Genomic DNA, 25,330 nt, shown 5'->3' with positions numbered 1-25,330 from the left:
TTTGTGTATTAGGGAGAGACTTATTACAAGTGGGGAACTTTTTCAGTGCCCTCTGAAAAGACTCACCCTCCTTTTATGGGTTGCAGGATTGTTTATATTGGGATTATCTTCACTTCACGCCCAGACGGGAGGCCCGTTTCTTCCTTCGGCTGCAGACAACCGGTGCCGGCAATGGGTGGACTCCGTGTTGTCAGGTCTGAATGTACACGAAAAAGTGGGGCAGCTCATCGTTGCCACCATTCCGGCCAGAGCAGACAAGGCCACGAAAAAGCAGATGCGCGAGCTGGTAAAGAAATACAAGGTCGGTGGCTTGCTGTTTTCCGAAGGTACTCCGGAAGAGCAGGCTATCTTGACCAATATGGCCCGGAAGGATGCCAAGATTCCCGTTATGGTTACTTTCGATGGAGAGTGGGGACTGTCAATGAGGCTGAAAGGCGCTCCGGACTATCCCCGTAATGCCGCCTTGGGATGTATCGAGGACAATGGCCTAATTGAAGAATATGGACGTGAGGTGGCCCGCCAGTTTCGCGAATTGGGGGTACACGTCAATTTTGCACCCGATGCGGATGTCAATACGAATCCGCTGAACCCGGTGATACACGTACGCTCCTTTGGTGAGAACCCGCAGCGGGTGGCGGAAAAGGTGGTGGCATACAGCCGTGGGCTCGAAAGCGGGGGCATACTTTCCGTTTGCAAGCATTTCCCCGGGCATGGCGACACGGATGTGGATTCTCATAAGGCGCTTCCTGCCTTGCACTACGACCGTGCACGCCTGGACAGTGTGGAACTTTATCCCTTCAAGGAAATGGTACGTGCCGGATTGGGGGGTGTCATGGTAGGCCATCTGCAAGTGCAGGCGCTGGACCCGGACGGGGTGACTCCTTCTTCCTTGTCGCGGAATGTGGTGACCGGGCTGTTGAAGGATGAACTCGGCTTTAAAGGGCTGGTGTTTACCGATGCCTTGGACATGAAGGGTGTGTCTGCCATTCCGCAGGTAACTACCAAAGCGCTGCTGGCGGGAAATGATATGGTGCTGGTACAGTTCAATACGAAGAATGCGGTGCAGGAGCTGGTAGATGCAGTGGAGTCGGGACAACTGAGTAAGGACGAACTTGATGCCAAGTGCCGCAAGGTATTGATGTACAAGTATATGCTTGGCTTGAGAAACCGCCAGCCGCAACTTCGGGTCAGCGGAATGAGCTATCGCATCAATACGGAGGAAGCGCAGGCGTTGGCTGCCAAGTTGCGCCGTTCGGCAGTGACTGTATTGAACAATTATTTCGATGTCCTCCCGCTGGCACCGGTGGAAGGTGATATTGCCGTGCTCAGCATCGGAGAGAAGGAGGCAGATGCTCCCTTTGTGGAAGCTATGAAAAAGAATGCAGGCATCAGCCATTTCCACTTGCCTTGGAATGCCGATGAGGCTCTCTGGCAGGAAGTGCAGGGGCGGTTGGCTGCTTTCCGTCGCGTGGTTATCAGCATCACCGGTTCGGCTTATGTCAGCGACCGTGATGTGGCCTTTCTGGAAGGCTTGAACCTGCGTGCTCCGCTGGTCTATACTTTTTTTACCTCTTACCGTACATTGCAACCTCTGATGCCCGCACTTGCCAAATCTAGCGCTGTGGTGCTGGCACATTCGGCAGAGACGGATTTGCAGCAATACGTGGTTGATGTTCTTTTTGCCAAAAAGCCGGCCAGTGGCAGAATGTCGATGAGTATCGGTAAACTGTTTCCAGCGGGAACGGGCTGTATGATTGAACCGGGCATGAAACCGGGGAAGACTGTTCCGGAAGATTACGGCATGAAATCGTATGTGCTGCAAAGTATCGATGCCGTTGCCCGGAAGGGACTGGAAGCGGGAGCTTATCCCGGTTGCCGCGTGCTGGTGTGGAAAGACGGACTGCCGGTATATGACAAAGGCTTCGGAACCCACTCTGATAAGGATACCACTACTGTCCGTTCTTCGGACCTTTTTGATTTGGCTTCGCTGACCAAGACTACGGCTACGTTGCTTGCCGTCATGAAACTGTATGATGAGGGCAAGATAAAACTGGATGACAAGGTTTCCGCTTATCTGCCCTTCTTGCGCAATGGCAACAAGCGGAACATTACCATCCGCGAACTTTTGTTCCACGAATCGGGGCTTCCTCCCTATATCCGCTTCTACCTGGACATCATAGACCCGAATTCGGTACACGGTCCGTACTCCCAGAGTTGGGTGGACGAGTGGCATCGTACGCAGGTAAGCGAGCATAGCTATTATTGTTCCGATTTTAAGTTCCGGAAAGGGATGGTGTCCGACAAGAATACACCGGCCTATACTCTGCACATGGCAGATGGCATGTGGCTGAACAAGAGTTTCAAGAATTCTATCCTTCAGCGAATAGCCAAGTGCGAGTTGGACGGCAAACGTTATGTTTACAGCGACCTTGGCTTCGTGCTGTTGCAGCAGGTAGTGGAGAAGGTGACGGAGCTGCCGATGGATTTGTACCTTGCCCGTGAGTTCTATGCCCCGATGGGATTGCAACGTACTATGTTTCTGCCTTTGACGAAGTTCACCAAAGCGGAAATCATGCCCACGGCATCCAATGACTTCCTGCGTCGCCAGGATATATGCGGATATGTGCATGACGAGACTGCTGCCTGCATGGGTGGGGTGTCCGGTAATGCAGGACTTTTCTCTACGGCCGAAGAGGTGGCAAAGGTTTATCAAATGTTGCTGAACGGCGGTGAATTCAATGGCAAGCGTTTCTTGAGTAAGGCAACCTGCCGTTTGTTTACGACGGAGAAATCTGCCATCAGCCGTCGCGGTCTGGGATTCGACAAGCCGGATGTATCCATTGTGAAGCGCAGCCCTTGTGCTCCTTCCGCTCCGGAAGCGGTATATGGACATACCGGATTTACCGGTACTTGTGCTTGGGTGGACCCGGAAAACAAGACGGTGTATGTATTCCTCAGCAACCGCTTGTGCCCCAATGTATGGAACACGAAACTGGGTGACATGAATATAAGAAGAGATATCCAGGAATTGATTTATAAAAGTATTATTCCGCAAATCCCCTAAAAACAATCTATCTATAAGGAATGAAGAGAATATACCTGCTTGCCTATATCACTATATTGTGTTGTCTTTGTCCGCTTCTGAAAGCGCAGCTTGGCCCGATGCCGTTTACTCCGGTGCCGCCGAACGACCCTTCGCTTGTACGTCTCTTGAACAGTGACGTGCGGTGCAGGCAGTGGGTGGATTCCGTCATGCAGCGTCTGACTTTGAAAGAACGCATCGGACAACTGTTCATCTATACGATTGCCCCCCAGCAGGACAAGGCCAACAAGGAACTGCTGCGTAAGGTGGTGGAGGACTATAAGGTAGGCGGTCTGTTATTTTCCGGCGGATTGATGCAGAACCAGGTGATGTTGACCAATGAGGCGCAGCGGATGGCGGAAGTTCCGCTGATGATTACCTTTGACGGTGAATGGGGGCTGGCTATGCGCCTTCGCGGTACTCCGAACTTTCCGCGAAACATGGTGCTGGGCTGCATACAGAACGATACACTGATTTATGAATATGGGCGCGAAGTGGCCCGCCAATGCCGTGAACTGGGGGTGCAAGTGAATTTTGCTCCTGTAGCGGATGTGAATATCAATCCCAAGAATCCGGTTATCAATACCCGTTCCTTCGGTGAAAGTCCGTTCAATGTGGCGAACAAGGTTGTTGCCTACTCCAAAGGGTTGGAGGATGGTGGTGTACTTTCTGTCAGCAAGCACTTTCCGGGGCATGGGGATACGGATGTTGATTCTCATAAGGCGTTGCCCGTGCTGCCTTTTACCCGTGCCCGTCTGGACAGTATAGAGCTTTATCCTTTCAGAAAAGCCATTCGTGCCGGATTGGGAGGAATGATGGTGGGGCACTTGGAGGTGCCTACCATAGAGCCGCAAAAGGGGCTCCCGTCTTCGCTTTCGCGTAAGGTAGTTTCCGGTCTGTTGGTGAATGACCTCGGCTTTCAGGGGCTTGTCTTTACAGATGCCCTTGCCATGAAAGGGGTATCGGGCAATGAAAGCATCTGTTTGCAGGCGCTGAAAGCCGGCAATGATTTGCTGCTTGTCCCCCGGCGTATTAAGGAAGAAGTGGAGGCTGTGCTTGCCGCTGTGAAAAAAGGGGAGCTGACAGAGAAAGAGATAGAGGCGAAATGCCGTAAAGTACTGAAATATAAATATGCCCTTGGGTTGGAAAAGAAACCCCATGTACAGCTTTCAGGTTTGGGGACCCGCATCAATACTCCGAAAACGCGTGATTTGATGCGCCGGCTGAACTTGGCGGCCATCACTGTGCTGGATAACCGGGACGAGGTACTTCCGCTGGACCCTTCCATCGGTGAAGTTGCCGTGCTCAATGTGGGAGAAGCGCAGGAAATCCAGCCGTTCCTCAAGGAACTGTCGCAGTATACCCGTCCTGTGGAGTTCCGTTTGGGCAAGAATCTGCCGGAGGCTGACGGGAACCGTTTGAGAAATGCGCTGGCCAAGTACAAACGTATTCTGGTCTGTGTCACCGAACACCGTTTGACGCCCTATCAGAATTTCTTTGCAAAGTTCGCTCCTGACGTACCGGTGGTTTATCTGTTCTTTATTCCTGGCAAGCAGGTATTGCAGATAAAACAAGGGGACGCTGCTGCTGAAGCGGTGATTTTGGCACACTCCTCCAACGAGGAGGTACAGCGGCAGGTTGCCCGGATTGTTTATGGCAGCGCTTGTTCAGAGGGACGCTTGTCTGCCAGTATCGGTAGTCGGTTTGCTGCCGGTGCGGGAGTGACGCTGACTCCTCAAAGCGCCCCCCGCTTTGTACCCGAAGAGCATGGTATGAATTCCCGTCTGCTGGCTGAAATAGACAAGATAGCTGAAGAAGGCATTCGTGAAGGGGCTTACCCCGGTTGCCAGGTGGTGGTGCTGAAGGATGGCAGGGAGATGTATAATAAAGCTTTCGGTACCCACGTCTGGAACGAGGCCGGAAGCAAGGCGCTTCCCGTGAAGAAAACGGATGTGTACGACATCGCCTCGCTGACAAAGACCACGGCCACACTGCTTGCTGTGATGAAGTTGTACGATGGCGGACGCCTCAATCTTACAGACCGGGTGTCGGATTATCTGCCTTTCCTACAGGATACGGACAAGAAGAATATTACGGTACGCGAACTGCTGATGCATGAATCCGGTCTACCTTCTACCTTGCTATTCTATCAGGAAGCGATTGATGAAGAGAGCTACACCGGCACTTTGTTCAAGGCACGTCCCGATGCCCGGCATTCCGCACGCATCGGACGGCAGACTTGGGCGAACCCTAAGTTCCGCTTCCGTCAGGGACTGACGTCGAAGGTGCAGACACCGGAATATACGATGCAAGTGTCCGACAGCCTTTGGCTGAACCGTTCCTTCAAGCAAGAGTACTTGCAGAAGATTGTGGATACTCCGCTTAGAGATAAACGTTACCGTTATAGTTGTGTGGGCTTTATCTTGTTGCAGCAGTTGGTCGAGGCGCGCACCGGCATGTCTATGGACGAATATCTGGCCAAGGAATTCTATACTCCGATGGGATTGGAGCGTACGGGGTATCTTCCTCTGCGCTTCTTGAAGAAGGAAGATATTGTACCTTCATCAACAGATCCTTTCTTGCGTAAGACTACCTTGCAAGGATTTGTACATGATGAATCTGCAGCTTTTCAGGGCGGCGTTTCCGGTAATGCCGGGCTGTTCTCCACTGCCGGAGAAGTGGCAAAAGTCTATCAGATGTTGCTGAATGGGGGTGAACTGGACGGTAAGCGCTATTTGAGCAAGGAGACCTGCAGGGTATTTACTACCACCGTCTCAAGGATAAGCCGCCGGGGGCTGGGATTTGATAAGCCCGACCGGCGTAATCCCCAGAAGAGTCCCTGCGCAGAGTCTGCCCCTGCTTCTGTCTACGGTCATACCGGTTTCACGGGTACTTGCGCCTGGACAGACCCGAAGAACGGCTTGGTTTATGTCTTTTTGAGCAACCGCACCTATCCGGATGTGTGGAATAACAAGTTGATGAGGCTGGATATAAGGACGAGGATTCAGGAAGCTGTATATAAGGCGATGCTGGGAGGAAAAAAATAACTGGTAGAATTAAAAAGAGCCTCCCTTGCTCACGCAGGAAAGGCTCTTTTCTTCTTCAATTTTGAAACAATTAAATTCTATCTGTTAAGCTTTAAGTGTGTGTCTTATCAGAACGCAATACCTACGCGCAGACCGAAATTGCTCAAACCGTCTACGCTGTACGTAAAGAGGTCACCTTTGTTCGTACCGTAGCTGTAATAGGCTGCGAAATGCAAGCCCGGTCCATAAGCCCAAGGATACACATTGAAACCAATTTCAGGAGATACATAGAAACCCCATGTATCTTTGTTGGCTTCGAATACGTTGAAAGTTGACTTCAACTGTGCATATTCAGCACCCAGTTTTACACCGGCATACGGCTGGAATGCACCTCCACGGTTCCATACATAGCGGGAGGCCAGACCGAAAGGCAACTGGAATGCGGTGTGCTGCTGGTCGGTATTCAGACTGCCGCCTTCGCCTACGGGAAGTGTCTGGCGACCGAAATACTCATGGTTGCTATGGTAGTTCAAGAAAGCTCCCAATGCAAAATTGTCTGTCAGGAAGTAACCGCCTTCAAAATTCATACCCCAGCCGCTTGATTTGTCGGCGAAGTTGTTGCTGAGAGGAAAGTTATATTGCCAGTCGATATTGGCATAACCGTTATCGGTCATCTGTGCCTTCGTCGGTAGGGCGAAGACGAGAGCAAGAGCGGCAACCGCAAATACTCTCAAGGAAAGATATTTTATTGTTTTCATACTTTGTTCTTGTTTTTTTGGTTCAATGGCAACTTCCCAGTCCGGAAAGGATGCTGCCGTATTATTCTTGTTACCTTAATATTGGGTAACCCGTCATTTGTCACTTATAGCTCGTAGCTTGTCACTACTTGTTAGTCAGGTAAGTTGATTGAGTGAAAGCTTGGTTCACACCTTGCACGGCAAGTTTGGTATTGACAGAAGTAGAACCACTCAGCAAGCCGCTCATATAGCTGGTCCACAGAACAGGAAGTTGCTCGCTCTGGCCTTGCGGCGCCTCCAGATTCAACAATTCGCTGATAAAGGAACCGGTGCTGTAGGAATAGTTCACGGCATAGGGATAATACCATCCGCCCCAGTTGCCCCAGTAAGGAGCATCCCAGTAGCCTGGATAGTTCCACCACCATTCGGGACGTCCGTAGTCGGTGAAGTAATAGGTACTTCTGACATAGCTTACCTGCAAGCCAAGGTCGGCTTCTTCCCGGTCATCCACACGGATGTAGCCGCGGCTGTTCATGTTAGCAACATAAGCGCTGAGAATTTCCTGGGCATTCTCATCTTTCCAGTATTCGGCGTTTTCCTTATCACCGATGACCAGAATGCTGTCCGGCAAGTAATAAGTTTCGAAGGTTTTGAAATCCGCCTTCTTGTCATAGTTGGTATAAACCAGATAATTATTGTCCAGCTTATCCATGTCAGGGTCTTTTTCGCAAGATGCAAGCGTCACTGCAAAGACCGCTAATAATAGGGGAATAAATTTCTTCATACTTTTATAATTGTTTAGGTTTAATATAAATTCCTGCCCTATGGTACCTTAGGCTTTTGTGAGAAAAAACAAGATAGGATATAAAAGGTTCACGTAGAGGTATGTTAAAAGTAATAAAGGAATAGGGTGACAGCACTTTTAACGTAACTGTCACCCTATTGCACTTATCATGTCATTACTTTATCACCCTGTCATCTTTTCCATATCCGTGCTGTCCATCCTCCTCCGGGTGCCATGTGTATGTTCAGCTTGTCTCCCGAGGTCACGGTGCGTACTTCTTTCTTGTAGTCGGTTGCTTCCCGGTCGGCATTGATGCCGTCGGAAAAGATTTCGGCTTCGTAACTTCCTTCTCCGAGGAAGGAAAGGTCGATGGTACAGTCGCGTGGTGTCCAGTCGGTCATGGAGGCGATGTACCAGACATCTCCCTTGCGGCGTGCCAGAGTAAGGTATTCGCCTACTTCACCGTCCAGTGCCACGGTCTCGTCGAAAACGGTAGGCACTTTGGCAATGAAGTCCGTGCATTCCTGCTCCTTCATATATTTGCTGGGGCTGTCGGCAAGCATTTGCAGCGGGGCTTCGAAGAGGGTGTACATCGCCATCTGGTGGACGCGCGTACCCTGGCTCATTGGATGGTCGTTGACGGCACGGAAGGTTTCGCGGGTTGCGTTCATTGTGGCTCCCGGTGTGTAGTCCATCGGGCCTATAAGCATACGCAGGTAGGGAGCAGTCACGTCATAGCGTGGGAAGTTGTGGAGGGGGGCTCCGTTCACTATCGGTTCCCATTTGGCGTTCTCCAATCCCTTTACACCTTCAAAGTTCAGGACGTTGGGATAGGTGCGCTGTATACCGTATGGCTTGAGGCCATGCAGGTCCAATACCAGGCGGTGCTCGGCGGCGCAGGCTACAATGCGTTCTACAGACTGTACCAGTGGCTGGTCGTCACGGTCGAAGAAGTCTATCTTGAAGCCTTTGATGCCCATCTGTGCATAGTGGCTGAATGCGGCTTCCGTATCTTTGGCAGAATTTCGCCAGCTTGCCCAGAGAATGATGCCGACGTCCTTCTGGTTTCCGTAGGCTACCAGTTCCTTTAAATCGATATCCGGATTCAGGTCTTTCAATAAGGATTCGTTTCCGCTCCAGCCGTCATCGATGATGATATATTCCAGGTTGTTGTCGGCGGCAAAGTCGATGAATGCCTTATAAGTCGGGGTGTTCATGCCGGCTTTGAAGTCTACGCCAGTCAGGTTGCAGGTGTTCCACCAGTCCCAAGCCACTTTGCCGGGTTTAATCCAGGAAATGTCTTTGATGCGGCAGGCGGGGGCAAGACGCTGTGCCATGTCATTGTCGGCAAGCTGCGTGTCCTTTTCGGTGACGAGCACCACACGCCAGGGGAGCTCCTGCTTGGCACAACGGGCGATGTAGTCTGCACGTTTTGTCGGTATCAGGTTCAGCCGGTTGTGTCCGCCGATTATTTCCTCCAGCGGATAGGGGGCAAATGCTGCCTGCACTCCTTGACGTGTCTGGGGATTTACAGTGAGGAACATGCCGGGATAGTTTTCCAATCCGGCTTCCATGATAACGGCTTTCTTTCCTCCGTCCAGGCAAACCATCAGTGGGGTGATGGAGAGTGAGTCGGTGTGCATTTTGGACAACGGGGCTTCGTCGTAGTAAGACTCGAAGGAGAAGCAATAGCGCTCACCGTTGCGGTTGTCGTTTATGTAAGGTACAAATGCCTGGTAATCCTTGTCGAAATTGAAGTCCGCAGTTTCGTTGAGGACGATAAACGGCTTGTTCTGTTCGGAAATGAAGCGATAGGCAGCGCCGTCATCGTATGCGCGGAACTGTACGCTGTAGCCTCCGCGGCATTTCAGTGTCAACTGGTTGTAGACATCCTTCACACTTGCTTTTTTATAGAGGGGAGTGGGGAAGGAGGACTCCACAGACTTGCGTTCTGCACGGATTACTTTTACATTTTTACCGAAAGTTATTGCTTTCTTGGCTGATTTTTCATCTCTGCCTTGCAGGGCGATGGCAGAGGGTTGCAGCACCGTGGTTCCGTCGTGTGCTATCTGCCAGGTGAGGGCTTCTCCGGCATCTACCGTAACGGATAGTTTTCCGTTGGGTGATGCAAGTTGGTATTGCTGTGCACGGACCGTGCCCAAGCAAAGGAATAATAAACAAAAGGTTTGAATAAGGAGGCTTTTCATGTTGATTTATTTTTGAATGATTTTCTTTATCTTCTCCAGTTCCTCGGCAGAGAAGTCTGTATTTTCAGTCGCTTTCAGGTTATCTGCCAGTTGGGTAACGGAGCTCGCTCCGATGATGACGCTTGTCACCAGGTCGTCCTTCAACAACCAGGCAAGTGACATCTCGGCAAGGGTTTGTCCGCGCGTGCCGGCCACTTCATTAAGAGCCTTGATTTTTTGCAGCGTCTCGTCGGTCAGTGTTTCTTTCTTCAGGAAAGCTCCCTTTGCCATGCGCGAATCTTCGGGAATACCGTTCAGGTAGCGGTTGGTCAGCAGGCCCTGCGCCAGCGGGGAGAAGGCGATGAAGCCGGTTCCGTTCCCTTTGGCTTGCTGCAGGATACCTTCTTCTTCCGGTTCGCGGTTGAAGAGATTGTATCTGCCTTGATAGAGCAGGCAGTGTACATCCCGTTCTTCTAGGTATTTGTAGGCAAACTCGGCCGCCTCTTTGGGATATTTGGAGATTCCTACATAGAGTGCTTTGCCTTGCCGTACGATATCAACCAGTGTTTGCAGGGTCTCTTCAAGCGGAGTAACCGGGTCGTAGCGGTGAGAGTAGAAGATGTCCACATACTCCAGGTTCATCCGTTTCAGACTTTGGTTGAGGCTGCTCATCAGGTACTTGCGTGAGCCCCACTCCCCGTAGGGGCCGGGCCACATGTCGTGTCCGGCCTTGGTGGAGATGAACAGTTCGTCCCGATAGGGCATGAAGGATTTCTTCATAATCATTCCGAAAGTCTCTTCGGCGGAACCGTAGGAAGGACCGTAATTGTTGGCGAGGTCGAAATGCGTGATTCCACGGTCGAAGGCATAGTGCGCCATGGCCTGGGAATTGGCAAATGTGTTCACGTCGCCGAAGTTGTGCCACAATCCGAGTGATATTTCCGGCAGCAGGATGCCGCTTTGCCCGCAACGGCGGAATTTCATGCCGTTGTCATAGCGTTCGGGCGCTGGAGAATAAATAGGGTTTATCATGATATTGTATTTTGTGGGTTATCCCATTATTACTTCTACTGTATGCGTGCCCGGCAGATGGTTCACCACATTGCCTTCTATCGGCTGGCCGTCTACTGTGACGGACTTGATGCCTTTGCACACACCATCGGGATTCTTCACGGTAATATGATATTCTGCCCCGCGGAACCTACGCTTCACGTTGAAGCCTTTCCAGCCTGCCGGGATACAAGGATTGATTTCCAGACCTTCATACGAAGGCTTGATGCCGAGTATGAATTGCGTGATGGCATACCACATCCAGGCAGCCGTTCCAGTCAGCCAGCTGTTCTTGCCTTCACCAGGGCGGGCGGCGTCCTTGCCGGCCACCATCTGGCAGCATACGTAAGGTTCTACTTTATGCAGGGCACTGTGCTCTTCGGTGTACGACGGGCATATCTTGCGGAAATACTCCCAGGAACGGTCACCCCGTCCCAGTACGGTTTCTCCGATGATGACCCACGGGTTGTTGTGGCAGAAGATACCTGCGTTCTCCTTGTAGCCGGCGGGATAGGTGGAGATTTCTCCATACTCCACAACATAGCGGGTGAAGGGTGGATTGTTGAGTACAATACCGTGTTCGCAGTCCAGGCGTTCCTTTACGGAGTCCAATGCTTTTTCTACCATGCCTTCTTCCAGTCCGATGCCTGCCATGGTGCACCAGCCTTGCGATTCGATGAAGATTTGTCCTTCTTCGTTCTCTTTGGAGCCTACCTTGTGGCCGAAGTAATCGTAGGCGCGCAGATACCAGTCTCCGTCCCAGCCGTGTTTTTTTACGGCTTCCACCATATTGTCTATGTAGGTTTGCGCTCTGTTTGCTTCGTCGTCTTTACCCAGGCGGCGGCACAGCTCCACGTAGTCGCGTCCGCATACCACGAACAAGCCGGCAATCATCAGCGATTCTGCCTGGCTGCCTTCCGTCTGGTTTTCCGTGGTCTGGAAGGATTCATTCGGATCCCAGGAGAAGCAGTTCAGGTTCAGGCAGTCGTTCCAGTCGGCACGGCCGATGAGGGGCAACATGTGGGGGCCGAGGTTCTCGATGACGTGGTTGAAGGAGACGCGCAGGTGCTCGAACAGAGACACTTCCGAACCTTCTTTGTTGTCGAAGGGGACGGGCTCATCCAGGATACTGAAGTCTCCCGATTCCTTGATGTATGCCACCGTACCGAAGATAAGCCACATGGGGTCATCGTTGAAGCCGCCGCCGATGTCGTTGTTGCCGCGTTTGGTCAGCGGTTGGTATTGGTGGTAGCATCCTCCGTCGGGGAATTGGGTAGAAGCTATGTCGATGATTCGTTCGCGGGCTCGTTCCGGTATCTGATGCACGAAGCCCACGAGGTCCTGGTTGGAGTCGCGGAAACCCATTCCACGACCGATGCCGCTCTCGAAGAAAGAGGCGGAACGGGACATGTTGAAGGTAATCATGCACTGATACTGGTTCCAGATGTTCACCATGCGGTCCAGTTTTTCTTCGTCGGTCTTCACGACGTAGATGTCCAGCAGGCGGTCCCAGTAGGCTTTCAGTTCGGCAAAGGCAGCATCTACTTTGGCGGTAGTGTCGAAGGCCGAAATCATCGCCTTAGCCTTTACCTTATTTATAATAGGTGAAGAGGGTACACTCTGCTTGAACGCTTCATGCAGAGATTCTTCACGTTCCTCGAACTTTGCCTCCTGCTTGTTTTCCACATAGCCCAGCAGGAAGATGAAGTCGCGGCTTTCGCCGGGTTGCAGTTCTACTTCCAGATAGTGCGAGGCGATGGGACTCCAACCGTGGGCAATGCTGTTGCCCGGTCTGCCTTCTACTACCCGTTCCGGGTCGGCAAACTCGTTGTAGAGTCCCACGAATGTTTCGCGGTCGGTATCGAAACCGTCTACGGGTGTATTGACACTGTAGAAGGCGTAGTGATTGCGGCGTTCCTTGTATTCCGTCTTGTGGTAGATGACAGACCCGTCCACTTCCACCTCTCCCGTGGAGAAGTTACGCTGGAAGTTCTCCATGTCCGTAGCGGCATTCCACAAGCACCATTCGGCAAAGGAGAATAGTTTGAGTTTTCTCACTTTGGCAGAAGTATTCCGCAAGGTCAGCTTCTGCACCTCTCCCCAGGTCTTCAGTGGGACGAAGAAGAGCAGGCTGGCTTCGATGCCGTCTTTGGCTCCGGTGATGCGGGTATAGCTCATGCCGTGGCGACATTCGTAGCTGTCGAGTGCGGTCTTGCAGGGCTTCCAGGTGGGAGACCATACGTTGCCGCCTTCATTGATGTAGAAGTAGCGTCCCCCGTTGTCCATCGGCACGTTGTTGTAGCGGTAGCGGGTGATGCGGCGGAACTTGGCGTCCTTGTAGAAGGAATAGCCTCCGGCGGTATTGGAGATGAGTGAGAAGAAATCTTCATTGCCCAGGTAGTTAATCCATGGCCAAGGTGTCTTGGGATCGGTAATGACGTATTCGCGGTTGTCGTCATCGAAATATCCGAATCTTTTGTCTTGCATATTATTTCTTGTATTTAGTTTGATACATTCTTCGTTAGTTGTGGCATCCGGCCATTTTCCCGGAAGCACGCTTCAAATTTAAAAACTTTTCTCCTATCACCCTTGTTTGCCCAGCGTGTTTTTTCCCCTCGGAAACATGAAGTACCGGAAAAAGATACAAAAGTATCACTGTACGAGTCTATTTCGCCCTATCTTTGTAAACACATTTTATGATTAACCGATATGAAACACTTATTCGCATTTCTGTTCCTTCTTGGAATTACCTTTTCTCTTTCCGCCCAATCTGTCCGCGAACGTATTTTGCTGGATGATGGCTGGCAGTTTGCTTTTGGCAATGCTTCCTCACCGGAGAAAGACTTCGGCTGCGGAACGGAGTACTTCAATTATCTGACCAAGGCAGCCTCTATCCATAATGAGGGCCCTTACTCTCCCAAGTTCAATCCGGAGAAGTGGGGTGTGGACTGGAAGACGGTCAATCTTCCGCATGACTGGGTGGTTGATTTGCCTTATGCCAAAGAGGCGAGCCACAGTCATGGCTATAAAGCCGTCGGCTATAAATTTCCCGAAAACTCTGTGGGATGGTACCGAAAGACCATCACCGTGCCACAAGAGGACCTCGGCAAACATCTTTATCTTCAGTTCGACGGTATCTTCCGTGATGCCCGTATCTGGATAAACGGTTTCTACCTGGGACACGAACCGAGCGGCTATGCCACGCAGGTGTATGACATTACGGAATACTTGAATTACGGAGAAGAGAATCTTATCTGCGTCCGTGCGGATGCCACGCTCGAGGAGGGCTGGTTTTACGAGGGTGCGGGCATCTACCGCCATGTATGGCTGAACAAGACGGCGCCGTTACATGTAGCTCCTTTCGGAACCTTTGTGCACAGCACGCTGGCCGCACCTTTTGACAAGGCCAAGCTGACGATAGAGACCACTGTTGAAAACTCCGGTCTGCAAACGGAGGATTACCGCCTCTGCCATATCCTCCGGGATGCCGACGGCAAGGAAGTGGCACGCTGCGAAACGGCCGGTAAGCCGGTGCTGCCGAAAGACCGCCAGCTCACCGTCGGTGAAATAGCGCTGGACAAACCTCATCTTTGGAGTGTGGATACACCTTATCTATATACACTGCTTACGGAAGTCTATCAGCATGGCAAGCTGGTGGATGCTTATACCACTACTACGGGTATTCGTGACATCCGCTTCGATGCCGACAAGGGCTTCCTCTTGAACGGACAGCCTCTGAAACTGAAAGGTGTGAACATGCACCAAGACCACCCCGGAGTAGGTGCCGGCATTCCCGATGCCCTGCAAGTGTACCGACTGAAGGAACTGAAGAAGTTCGGCTGCAATGCCTACCGTTCTTCCCATAACCCGATGACTCCCGAAATGCTCGATGCCTGCGACAGCCTCGGCATCCTTGTGATAGAAGAAAACCGTCTGACGGGTGTCAACGAGGAACATACTCGCCTGCTGAAACGCATGATAGACCGCGACCGCAACCATCCGTGCATTATCCTTTGGAGTGTAGGCAACGAGGAGTGGGGCATCGAGTGGAAAGAAAGCGGTACACGCATTGCTGCCACGATGCGCGAATATTGCCACCGTTTCGACCCTACGCGCCTCATGACCGTTGCTTCGAGCAGTGGCCCTGCCATCTTGATTCCCGCAGACGTGGCCGGTTATAACTACATCCTTCAGAATCCAGTAGAGCAGCACCGCAAGGATTATCCCGGCCGCCGTGCGCTCGGTTCGGAAGAGACTACGGGCTGTGGTACGCGCGGCATCTACTTCGATGCCCACGACAAAGGCCACATGGTGGCGCACAACCGCAAGCCGAACGGACCTGACAGCCTGCTGAACTGCATCGAGCGTGGCTGGAAATTCTATGACGAACGTCCCTATTTGGCGGGTCTTTTCTATTGGACGGGTTTCGACTACCGCGGCGAGCCCAACCCCATGAAGTTCCCGGCTACGGGTTCACAATTCGGCATTCTGGACTACTGCGGTTTCCCCAAGGACGAAGCCTGGTATCTGAAGTCCTGGTGGACGGATGAGCCGGTGCTGCACATCCTTCCTCACTGGAATCTGCAAGGTCACGAAGGTGATAGCATCGATATTTGGGTATACAGCAACTGCGATGAAGTGGAATTGACTGTGAACGGCAAGAAACTGGATCGCAAACCGATGCCCCGAAACGGCCATCTTTCCTGGAAAGCCGTTTTCCAGCCCGGTGCAGTGAAGGCTGTAGGCTATAAGAACGGCAAAAAAATATTGGCCCGTACTGTGGAGACTACCGGTGCTCCTGCCCGTATCTCCCTGACGGCAGACCGTCCCGTCATTCAGGCAGACAATCGGGATGTGACAGTGTGTAACATTGAGTTGCAGGACAAGAAGAAACGTTTTGTCCCCACTGCCTGCAACGACTTGACGATAACCGTCTCCGGTCCGGTACGCATCCTTGGGGTGGGGAATGGAGACCCCGCTTATCAGGCTACGGAACGTCCGGCCGACGCCGATGCCCGCACCTATCAGGTAAAGGCATTCAACGGACTTGCACAGGTGCTGTTGCAAAGTACCGGCGAAGCGGGAGAAGCCACACTGACGGTCGTTTCGGAAAACCTGCCGGAAACTTCCTGTGTCTTGAAGTTGCAGAAGTAAGCGGCTTATCATTTATATCATCCGGCGAAGCGGAGACCTTTCTCTTGTCTATGGGGCAAGAGAGGGATCTCCGCTTCTTTCTTCCTCAAACTATAGTGTGTAAGTGTACGAGATGCGCATCTCATACATCCTTACATTAGAGCCTGAGGGGGAGAAGAACGGAAGTTTTGCTTTTCCGGGCGGGACTTTCCCGGGTATCTGCTCATATATAACAATTATTACCTCTAAATGTAACAAATGGTACTGTTGTGGGATTAAAAAGAATGAGTATATTTGTGGCATGATATTTTTTTAACCAATGCCTATGGAAAACCAGAACTATATCATGAGGGAGATAACCCCTCTGTCGGAACGTGACTGTTTCTATATTGCCGATCGTCGCAAAACAGAATTTACCTACCCCATCCATTGTCACGCAGAGTATGAACTGAACTTCACGGAACATGCTTCCGGCGTACGCCGTGTGGTGGGCGATTCTGCCGAGATTATCGGTGATTATGACCTGGTGCTGATAACCGGTAAGGAGTTGGAGCATGTATGGGAGCAACATGAATGTACCTCCGGGGATATTCGGGAGATTACCATCCAGTTCTCTCCCGACTTGTTCTTCGGGAACGTTGTCAACAAGAACCAGTTCGACAGTATCCGCCGGATGCTGGAGCGTGCACAGTGCGGACTTAGTTTCCCCATGCAGGCCATCATGAAGGTGTACAACTGGCTGGATAAGCTGGCTTCCGAGGAGCAGGGCTTTTATGCCGTGATGAACTTTCTCCGTATCCTTTACGAACTTTCCCTCTATGACAATGCTCGGGTGTTGTCCAGTTCTTCGTTTGCCAAGATAGAGACTTTCTCTGACAGCCGCCGGGTACAGAAGGTGCAGAAATACATTTCCACCCATTATCAGGAGGATATCCGGTTGGCTTCATTGGCCGATATGGTGGGCATGACCCCGGTCTCTTTCAGCCGTTTCTTTCGCCTGCGCACCGGCAAGACGCTTTCCGACTACATTATTGATATCCGTCTGGGCTTTGCCACGCGTATGTTGGTAGATTCCACGCGTACTATTGCAGAGGTGTGCTATGACTGCGGCTTCAACAATCTGTCCAATTTCAATCGTATGTTCAAGCGGAAGAAGGGATGCTCGCCGAAGGAATTCCGTGAGAATTATCGGAAAAAGAAGCTGGTGATATGATAAAAAAGTATTGGTATTCTTCATTGGAAGTGCCTATTTTTGCACCGATGATTAATACTAATATCTGATATCATGAAAAGAGTTTTTTCCTTATTTTTATGTCTGCTGTGTGTATGTGCTGTGACGGCGCAGATACGTGGCAATGAAATCCGTGTAGTCGTTTCACCCGACCATAGCGATTGGGTGTATCGTCTGAATGAGAAGTGTACGTTTACCGTCCGGGTGCTGAAGGCACAGAACCTCTTGCCCGATGTCAAGATTGACTATGAACTGGGCCCCGAAATGTATCCTACTGAAGTAAAGAAAGACATGGTGCTGAAAGATGGTACCTTGAAGTTGCAAGGCACGATGAAGACTGCAGGCTTCTTGCGTTGCAAGGTCAAGGCGCATGTGGACGGCCGGACTTATGAAGGGCTGGCTACATCGGCCTATGCTCCTGAGCAGCTGCAACCCGTGACGAAACTTCCTGCCGATTTTCAGGATTATTGGGCCAAGACCTTGGAAGAGGCGCGCAAGACTCCGTTGAATCCCCTTATGACGCTGCTTCCCGAACGCTGTACGGAAACGGATAATGTATATCAGGTCAGCTTCCAGACAAAAGCCTGGGGAGGACGTTTTTACGGTATTCTCAGTATTCCCAAGAAAGAAGGGAAGTATCCGGCTTTGCTGCGTGTGCCCGGTGCGGGTGTCCGCCCTTATGCGGGAGATACGTATACGGCTCCTGGAAAGGTAATTATATTGGAGGTGGGTATCCACGGAATTCCCGTCACGATGCAGCAGTCTGTATATGATGCGCTGGCAGGTGGGGCGCTGAGCAATTATTGGATGTTCGGCCGCGACAATCGGGATGCTTCTTACTATAACCGTGTGGTGGTAGGCGCTTTGCGTGCTGTGGATTTTATCTGTTTGCTGCCGCAGTACAACGGGAAAGCGCTGGGCGTTACGGGCTCCAGCCAGGGCGGTGCCTTGTCTGTGATTACGGCGGCTCTTGATTCACGCGTTACTTTCCTGGCGGCTGTTCATCCTGCCCTGTGCGACCACGAAGCGTTCTTCAAGAAGCGTGCTTGCGGCTGGCCCCATTATTTCTATTATTATGGTGCTCCCGATGAAAAGCAGCTTGAAACGGTGCGCTATTATGATACGGCAAACTTTGCCCGCCTGCTGAATGTGCCCGGTTGGTTCAGTTGGGGGTATAACGATGAGGTCTGTCCTCCCACTTCCATGTATGCAGCCTACAATGTGATTTCTTCTCCGAAGGAACTGCATCCTTATCTGGAAACCGGGCATTACTGGTATCAGGAACAGTGGGATGAATGGCTGGACTGGATACGGAGACAACTTAATGTGCCAATGTGATTAATCACATTGGCACATTAATCTGATAATATAGTATCATTTTTTATGATATGAGCCGCGTATCTTTGTGTATCGCTTAAAAACTGATAATATGAAGAAACAATTCCTTTTGCTGACAGTACTTTTATTCCTTTTGGGGGCATGTGCCCCTAAGCCTGCGGAGCATTCGTTTATTAAGGTCAATGCCGATGGACAGTTCGTTCGCGACGGAAAACCCTATTATTTTGTAGGTACCAATTTCTGGTACGGTGCCATTCTTGGTTCCGAAGGTGAAGGCGGCAATCGTGAACGGTTGCATAAGGAGCTGGACTTTCTGAAAAGTATTGGCATCAACAACCTGCGCGTATTGGTGGGTGCTGACGGTGAAAATGGCATAAAGACGCGGGTAGAGCCCTCTTTACAAGTGGCACCGGGCGTCTATAATGATACTATTTTAGCCGGATTGGATTATTTTATGAATGAACTGCGTGAACGTGATATGACAGCTGTCCTCTATTTGAACAATTCCTGGGAATGGAGCGGTGGCTATTCCGTTTACCTGCAATGGTCCGGACACGGTGATGCCGTGGTACCTGCCGTAGACGGATGGCCCGCCTATATGGAGTATGTCAAGCAGTTCCCCCAATCGGACAGCGCGAAGGCCTTGTTTGCCAATCATGTCAATTATATTGTTTCACGCACCAATAGGTATAATCAGATAAAATATGTGGATGACCCCACTATTATGTCTTGGCAGATTGGTAACGAGCCTCGCGCTTTCTCTGACGAGAACAAGGAGCCGTTTGCCCGCTGGATGGCCGATGTGGCTGCACAAATCAAGTCACTCGACCCGAACCACATGGTGTCTTCCGGCAGTGAGGGCTCGTGGGGATGCGAAATGGATATGAATCTTTTCGAGAAGATTCATGCCGACCCCAACATCAATTATCTGAATATCCACATCTGGCCTTACAACTGGAGTTGGGTGAAGGCGGACAGCCTGAAGGAACTTCTTCCGCGTGCCAAGGAAAATACTAAGAAGTATATAGATGACCACATGGTCATTGCCCGGAAGTACAGCAAGCCGATCGTTTTGGAGGAATTCGGTTTTCCCCGTGACGGTTTCAGCTTCTCCAAAGAGGCACCGACCACTGCCCGCGATGAATATTACCGTTATGTATTCGACCTTATCCGCCAGGACCGTGAGAGCGGCGGACTCTTTGCCGGATGCAACTTCTGGGCATGGGGCGGTTTTGCCGGACAAAATCCCGGCCATGTATTCTGGGAAAAGGGAGATGACTATACCGGTGACCCGGCTCAAGAACAACAAGGACTGAACTCTGTCTTTGCCACAGACAGCACTATTGAAATAATTAAAGCGGAAAACCGGAAGCTGCAAAATTGAACCTATCCGTGCTTTTCCGTGTAATCCCTGCCTGAAAATTAGAATGTAAGCGTGTACAAAGCGTTTGTACCGTTATATAAGAAAGATTATTACTCTAAATACTAAGTATGATATGAAAAGCATATGGAAAGTTATGTTGGCGGTTTGTTGCCTAGGTATGACCATTGGTTGTGGAACAAACCCGTCGAAGAATGAAAATGTAAAGGAAACGCTACCGGCATTGGTGGTCAATGGTACGCAGTTGATGAATACCGAAGGAGACACGGTGGTATTGCACGGTGTCAGCTATGGCTGGCATCAGTTCTGGCCCCGTTTCTACAATGCCTCTTCGGTTGCTTATCTGGTCAATGACTGGGGCGCACAAGTGCTTCGGGCCTCTATGGGAGTGGATTTGGATAGCGCCTGCTATGTGAACAAGCCCGAATTCGGTATTGAGTGTGTTACGAAAGTGGTGGATGCTGCTATCGAGAACGGCGTTTACGTCATCATCGACTGGCATAGCCACAATCTGCGGCAGGAAGAAGCAAAGGAGTTCTTCACCCAAATGGCTACCCGTTACAAAGGGGTTCCTAATGTCATCTATGAGGTTTTCAACGAACCGGTGGAAGACAGTTGGGGGCAGGTGAAGGCATACTCTGTGGAGGTTATCAAGACGATTCGTGCCATAGAACCGAATGCCGTTATCCTCGTTGGTTGTCCGCATTGGGACCAGGACATCCATTTGGCTGCGGACAATCCTATTACCGGATATGACAATATAATGTATACACTTCACTTTTATGCCAATACCCACGGACAGTGGCTGCGCGACCGCGCCGACTATGCTTTGGGCAAGGGCTTGCCGATTTTCGTTTCCGAATGTGCCGGTATGGAGGCAAGTGGGGACGGCCCCATCAGTAAAGAAGAGTGGGGGAATTGGCTGGACTGGATGCAGCGGCATTCCATCAGCTGGGTGGCCTGGTCTTTGTCTGACAAGGATGAGACTTGCTCCATGTTCTATCCGTCGGCTTCTTCCGAGGGAAACTGGAAAGATGCAGATATGAAGGAATGGGGAAGAATGGTACGGGACGAACTGAAGAAATGACCCTTTCGGGAAAAAGCAATATGATTTAACCATTAATAATTTAAGAAAAAAAGAATTGTGCCTATGGGAAAAAAGGAAAAACGGAACTATGAAGACATGGACTGTTTGGAAGTAAACCTAAATGTCAAGGCTGTGATAGTATATCAGGGCTTTTTGACTCAGTCTCATTTTTGTTAACTAAAAAAATCTTCTTTTGGGAGGTTTTGTGTTTGTTTTAAATCTAAGAAATACAGTATGAATTTGAATTTTAGAAAGACAGCGCTGCTTGCGGGGATATGCTCGGTGTTCAGTCTGGGTTATGCTCCTCAGCTTTTCGCAGTATCATCGACGGATACCGTTGAGGCAGTGCAGCAAACAAAGAAAATTACGGGTGTCGTCAGTGATGCTATGGGCCCTATTATCGGTGCCAATGTATTGGAAAAAGGTACAACGAATGGTGTAATTACCGACATTGACGGTAACTTTGCCTTGAATGTGAAACCAGGAGCTACCATTGTAGTCTCCTTTATAGGCTATGTCAGCCAGGAAATAAAGATAACGAACCAGACAACAGTGAACATCACGCTGAAGGAAGACTCCGAGATGTTGGACGAAGTGGTGGTTGTGGGGTACGGTACGATGAAGAAAAGCGACCTTTCCGGTGCTTCCGTTTCCATGAGTGAAGACAAGATTAAGGGTTCTATTATCACCAATCTCGACCAGTCCCTTCAAGGGCGTGCTGCCGGTGTGACGGCAGTCAGCACTTCCGGTGCTCCGGGTTCTTCCTCCTCTATCCGCGTACGTGGTCAGGCCACTATCAATGCTAATGCCGAGCCGTTGTATGTAATTGACGGTGTGATTGTACAGAGTCAGGGACAAAGCGGTTCATCTTATGGTTTGGGCGATGCACTGGGTAATGGCTCGGTTTCCACCATTTCTCCGCTTTCCACCATCAACCCTGCTGATATCGTCAGTATGGAAATTCTGAAAGATGCTTCGGCAACCGCCATTTACGGTGCGCAAGGTTCCAATGGTGTGGTTTTGATTACGACCAAACGTGGTAAGGCGGGTGAGGCTAAGTTTACTTATGACGGTATGTTTGCCGTTCAACGCCAGACAAAGCGTCTGGATATGATGAATCTGCGTGAGTATGCCACTTATTATAATGATTTGGCAAACATGGGTGAAATCTCTGACCCTAGTAATTATTATGCCGATCCTTCTCTGCTGGGAGTAGGTACAAACTGGCAGGACGCCATCTTCCAGACTGCTTTGCAGCATCAGCACCAGATTTCGGCACAAGGTGGTACAGAGAAGATACAATACTACGTATCAGCTTCCTATATGGATCAGGACGGTACCATCATCGGTTCAAACTTTAACCGTTACAGCTTCCGTGCCAACTTGGATGCCCAACTGAAGAAGTGGTTGAAACTCGGTTTGACCGCCACCTATACAGCAACGGGTGATGACCTGAAACTGGCAGACAGTGATGAAGGTTTGATTAACTACTCGTTGACCACTCTTCCTGATATACCTATCTATAATCTGGATGGCAGCTATGCCACCGTTGTTCGCGAAGGCTACACGAATCCTAACCCGATTGCCCTTGCCATGATGGATGACATTCTGCTGGACCGTCAGAAACTGACGGGTAATATTTTCTTTGAGGTTACTCCGATTAAAAATCTGGTATGGCATGCCGAATTGGGTTATGACATCAGTTCCAGCAAAGGTGAGCGCTACAAGCCGATGGTTGATTTGGGTGGATGGGTACGTTCCAGTAATGAAAGCAATATCCAGAAAAACAGCAGTACATTCTGGCAATTGAAGAACTATGTGACCTATTCCGGAAACATAGGCGACAAGCATCATTATACAGCCATGGTGGGCCAGGAGTGCTGGGAGTCCAGCTATGACTTCACGAGTGTGTTCAATAGCGGTCTGCCTTCGGATGAAGTGCACAATCCTGCCTTGGGTACGGGAACCCCGACTATCAATGCAGGTTTTGGAAGCTCGTCTATGGCATCTTTCTTTACACGTCTGACTTATAACTATGCCGACCGTTATCTGGGTACTTATACCTATCGTTATGACGGCTCTTCAAACTTCGGTCCCGAGAACCGTTGGGCAGGCTTCCATTCATTGGCTACTTCCTGGCGCTTTTCCAACGAAACGTTCTTTGAACCGTTGAAGAAGGTCATCAGTAACGGTAAGTTGCGTCTGGGATGGGGACAAACTGGTAATGCCAACATCGGTGGTTATGCTTGGGGTACATCCATGAGTCGTATGCCTTCCGGTCTGGGTATGGGGTATCGCCCCTCCAATATACCGAATACTTCCATCAAATGGGAGTCCCAGGAGCAATGGAACGTCGGTGTGGATTTGGGATTCCTGCACGACCGTATCAACCTGACGGTAGAGTGGTACAAGAAAACTTCCAGTGATATGTTGATGCCGTTGCAGTTGCCTTCTTATATGGGTACTTCCGGTAATGCCTCTTCTGCATTGGCTGCTCCGAAAGGTAACTATGGTGACATAGAGAATACCGGTTTTGAAATCTCTCTGAACACACATCCTATTACGGGTAAGTTTGAATGGGATTCTGACTTCCAGATTTCTTTCAACAAGAACAAACTGAAAGGATTGGCTGGTACAGCCAATGCGCAGATTGTGGGTTACGGACAGTGGACCGATGTAGTCAGTGTATCCAGTGTAGGCGAATCACTTTATAACTTCTATGGATTTGTTTGTGATGGTGTTTACAAGGACCTGGAGGACCTTCAGACTTCTCCGAAACCTGCCAAGTACCCGGCAAACGGTGTATTCGACCGTACCAATACCGTATGGGTGGGTGATGTGAAATATAAGGATATCAGTGGTCCTGACGGTGTGCCCGATGGCGTTATTGACGACTATGACAAGACCAATATCGGTTCTCCGATGCCTAAGTTTACTTTTGGCTGGACCAATACTTTCCGTTACAAGAACTTCGACTTGTCCGTTTTCATCAACGGTTCCTATGGCAACAAGGTGTATAACTACCTTTCCATGAAGCTGACACATATGAACTCTCCCTGGACTAACCAGCTGAATGCTGTAAACGGACGTGCACAGCTTGTTCCTATCAATCCGAACAAGGTCTACGAAGATGGAACGATGTGGTATAATGATGTGTCTAACGTCATGGTGGCAAACCCGGGAGCTTCCATTCCACGCGCCACTATCAATGACCCGAATGACAACGACCGTATCAGTGACCGTTATATTGAAGATGGTTCTTATATCCGTCTGAAGAACATCTCTTTGGGATATACTTTCCCGAAAAAGACGATTGATAAACTGGGACTGAGCAACTTGCGTATCTATGCCAATATCCAGAACCTGCTGACCATTACCGGTTATGACGGCTATGACCCTGAAATTGGTGCCAGCACTTCAAGCGTCAATGTCTATGGTTTGGACAACGGACGTTATCCGTCTCCTACAGTTTATTCATTCGGCTTGAATGTTTCATTCTAACACTTTAAATTGAAGAAAACATGAAAATCAGATATATTAAATATTGGGCGTTTGCAGCTGTACTCGGTATGGGAACAGTTTCATGCGAGGATTTCCTGAACCGTCCTACCGAAGACAATTATAACGAATCGAACTTCTATCAGAATGACGAACAATGTGTGCAGGGGGTTAATTATCTTTATAACTCACCTTGGTATGACTTTCAGCGCGGTTTTATTAAAGTCGGTGAAATCTTGTCCGGAAACGTATACGAGGGAAACAGCCCTTACTTGAATTTTACGGTGAATGGTACGGATGAAAACCTTGTGAACATGTCCTATTCTCTATGGGCAGTGATTGGCCATGCCAATACTGTATATACTCGTTTGAAGACGGCAAATGCGTCAGAAGCAGTGAAAAATCAGTGTATGGGCGAGTGTCTGGCATGGAAAGCCATGGCTTACTTCTATTTGGTACGTAGTTTTGGCGCAGTACCCATTATCCATGATAATACGGACGAATTGAATTCCGGTAATTATAACTCCAAATTCAAAGTGGAGGCAGCAGATGTGTACGAATATATCATTATGACTCTGGAGAAAGCTATGGAGTTGCTTCCGGCCAGAGGTGAAACGGGACGTATTGACCGCTATTGTGCCGAAGGTCTTTTGGCTAAGGTGTATCTAACTAAGAGTGGCCTTTCCGGTACCCGCAATGCGGATGATTTGGCGAAAGCGGCAGAATATTCCAAGGATGTAATTAACCTCAAATCCGCAACTAAGCTCTTCAGCGTCCTTCTTGCGTCTAAACGTCCT

Annotated in this window: 14 protein-coding genes; 9 read left to right on the top strand and 5 right to left on the bottom strand. The window is 50.1% G+C overall.

Going from position 1 to position 25,330, the window contains the following annotated elements:
- Positions 1-52: 52 nt before the first annotated feature.
- Both DW039_RS19315 and DW039_RS19310 read left to right on the top strand, forming a co-directional pair.
- Positions 53-3,064: a glycoside hydrolase family 3 N-terminal domain-containing protein gene (locus DW039_RS19315; RefSeq protein ID WP_120382257.1), complete on the top strand. Its 3,012-nt coding sequence runs from the start codon at positions 53-55 to the stop codon at positions 3,062-3,064.
- A gap of 20 nt (positions 3,065-3,084) precedes the next feature.
- Positions 3,085-6,129 carry a glycoside hydrolase family 3 N-terminal domain-containing protein gene (locus DW039_RS19310; RefSeq protein WP_120382256.1) on the top strand — a complete coding sequence of 1,015 codons (3,045 nt, stop codon included), beginning with the start codon at positions 3,085-3,087 and terminating at the stop codon, positions 6,127-6,129.
- A gap of 107 nt (positions 6,130-6,236) precedes the next feature.
- Here the strand turns inward: DW039_RS19310 and DW039_RS19305 are convergent, their stop codons facing one another.
- The 5 genes from DW039_RS19305 to DW039_RS19285 all read right to left on the bottom strand — a co-directional run bounded on the left by DW039_RS19305 (position 6,237) and on the right by DW039_RS19285 (position 13,352).
- Positions 6,237-6,866, bottom strand: coding sequence for an outer membrane beta-barrel protein (locus DW039_RS19305; protein WP_005834794.1), 630 nt, complete (start codon positions 6,864-6,866; stop codon positions 6,237-6,239).
- A 124-nt stretch (positions 6,867-6,990) separates the two neighbouring features.
- Entirely contained in the window at positions 6,991-7,629 is a 639-nt protein-coding gene (locus DW039_RS19300) for a DUF4136 domain-containing protein (RefSeq protein WP_120382255.1), read from the bottom strand.
- 191 nt (positions 7,630-7,820) lie between these two features.
- A complete protein-coding gene (locus DW039_RS19295; RefSeq protein ID WP_120382254.1) occupies positions 7,821-9,836 on the bottom strand; it encodes a glycoside hydrolase family 97 protein in 2,016 nt (671 codons plus the stop codon).
- Positions 9,837-9,842: 6 nt separating this feature from the next.
- On the bottom strand, positions 9,843-10,847 hold the full coding sequence (locus tag DW039_RS19290) for an aldo/keto reductase (protein ID WP_120382253.1): 1,005 nt from the start codon (positions 10,845-10,847) through the stop codon (positions 9,843-9,845).
- Between the two features lie 18 nt (positions 10,848-10,865).
- Positions 10,866-13,352, bottom strand: a complete 2,487-nt coding sequence (locus DW039_RS19285) for a GH36-type glycosyl hydrolase domain-containing protein (protein ID WP_061411761.1) — start codon at positions 13,350-13,352, stop codon at positions 10,866-10,868.
- 222 nt (positions 13,353-13,574) lie between these two features.
- Here DW039_RS19285 and galA point away from each other — a divergent pair, with 222 nt between their 5' ends.
- The 7 genes from galA to DW039_RS19250 all read left to right on the top strand — a co-directional run.
- Positions 13,575-16,019 (top strand): beta-galactosidase GalA, encoded by a 2,445-nt coding sequence (galA, locus tag DW039_RS19280; RefSeq protein WP_117688971.1) that lies wholly within the window; start codon positions 13,575-13,577, stop codon positions 16,017-16,019.
- 304 nt (positions 16,020-16,323) lie between these two features.
- Positions 16,324-17,211 carry an AraC family transcriptional regulator gene (locus tag DW039_RS19275; protein WP_009037794.1) on the top strand — a complete coding sequence of 296 codons (888 nt, stop codon included), beginning with the start codon at positions 16,324-16,326 and terminating at the stop codon, positions 17,209-17,211.
- 72 nt (positions 17,212-17,283) lie between these two features.
- Positions 17,284-18,567 (top strand): acetylxylan esterase, encoded by a 1,284-nt coding sequence (locus tag DW039_RS19270; protein WP_120382252.1) that lies wholly within the window; start codon positions 17,284-17,286, stop codon positions 18,565-18,567.
- A gap of 91 nt (positions 18,568-18,658) precedes the next feature.
- On the top strand, positions 18,659-19,951 hold the full coding sequence (locus DW039_RS19265; protein ID WP_057097724.1) for a beta-galactosidase: 1,293 nt from the start codon (positions 18,659-18,661) through the stop codon (positions 19,949-19,951).
- A gap of 112 nt (positions 19,952-20,063) precedes the next feature.
- Positions 20,064-21,035, top strand: coding sequence for a glycoside hydrolase family 5 protein (locus DW039_RS19260; protein WP_022400885.1), 972 nt, complete (start codon positions 20,064-20,066; stop codon positions 21,033-21,035).
- A gap of 234 nt (positions 21,036-21,269) precedes the next feature.
- Positions 21,270-24,536 carry a TonB-dependent receptor gene (locus tag DW039_RS19255; protein WP_005825021.1) on the top strand — a complete coding sequence of 1,089 codons (3,267 nt, stop codon included), beginning with the start codon at positions 21,270-21,272 and terminating at the stop codon, positions 24,534-24,536.
- 20 nt (positions 24,537-24,556) lie between these two features.
- Positions 24,557-25,330 (top strand): RagB/SusD family nutrient uptake outer membrane protein (locus tag DW039_RS19250; RefSeq protein WP_207810848.1); only part of this gene is annotated, 774 nt, incomplete at its 3' end.

It is taken from the genome of Bacteroides sp. AF39-16AC, from assembly GCF_003602735.1.
Lineage (GTDB): Bacteria > Bacteroidota > Bacteroidia > Bacteroidales > Bacteroidaceae > Bacteroides > Bacteroides uniformis.
This window is presented reverse-complemented; position numbering and strand designations above follow the sequence as displayed.

Excerpts from the sequence above, each read along its gene's own strand:
- DW039_RS19290 (WP_120382253.1), bottom strand. The coding sequence starts at position 10,847 with ATGATAAACCCTATTTATTCTCCAGCGCCCGAACGCTATGACAACGGC.
- DW039_RS19260 (WP_022400885.1), top strand. The coding sequence starts at position 20,064 with ATGAAAAGCATATGGAAAGTTATGTTGGCGGTTTGTTGCCTAGGTATG.
- galA (WP_117688971.1), top strand. The coding sequence starts at position 13,575 with ATGAAACACTTATTCGCATTTCTGTTCCTTCTTGGAATTACCTTTTCT.
- DW039_RS19255 (WP_005825021.1), top strand. The coding sequence starts at position 21,270 with ATGAATTTGAATTTTAGAAAGACAGCGCTGCTTGCGGGGATATGCTCG.
- DW039_RS19285 (WP_061411761.1), bottom strand. The coding sequence starts at position 13,352 with ATGCAAGACAAAAGATTCGGATATTTCGATGACGACAACCGCGAATAC.
- DW039_RS19265 (WP_057097724.1), top strand. The coding sequence starts at position 18,659 with ATGAAGAAACAATTCCTTTTGCTGACAGTACTTTTATTCCTTTTGGGG.
- DW039_RS19300 (WP_120382255.1), bottom strand. The coding sequence starts at position 7,629 with ATGAAGAAATTTATTCCCCTATTATTAGCGGTCTTTGCAGTGACGCTT.
- DW039_RS19275 (WP_009037794.1), top strand. The coding sequence starts at position 16,324 with ATGGAAAACCAGAACTATATCATGAGGGAGATAACCCCTCTGTCGGAA.
- DW039_RS19295 (WP_120382254.1), bottom strand. The coding sequence starts at position 9,836 with ATGAAAAGCCTCCTTATTCAAACCTTTTGTTTATTATTCCTTTGCTTG.
- DW039_RS19305 (WP_005834794.1), bottom strand. The coding sequence starts at position 6,866 with ATGAAAACAATAAAATATCTTTCCTTGAGAGTATTTGCGGTTGCCGCT.
- DW039_RS19270 (WP_120382252.1), top strand. The coding sequence starts at position 17,284 with ATGAAAAGAGTTTTTTCCTTATTTTTATGTCTGCTGTGTGTATGTGCT.
- DW039_RS19310 (WP_120382256.1), top strand. The coding sequence starts at position 3,085 with ATGAAGAGAATATACCTGCTTGCCTATATCACTATATTGTGTTGTCTT.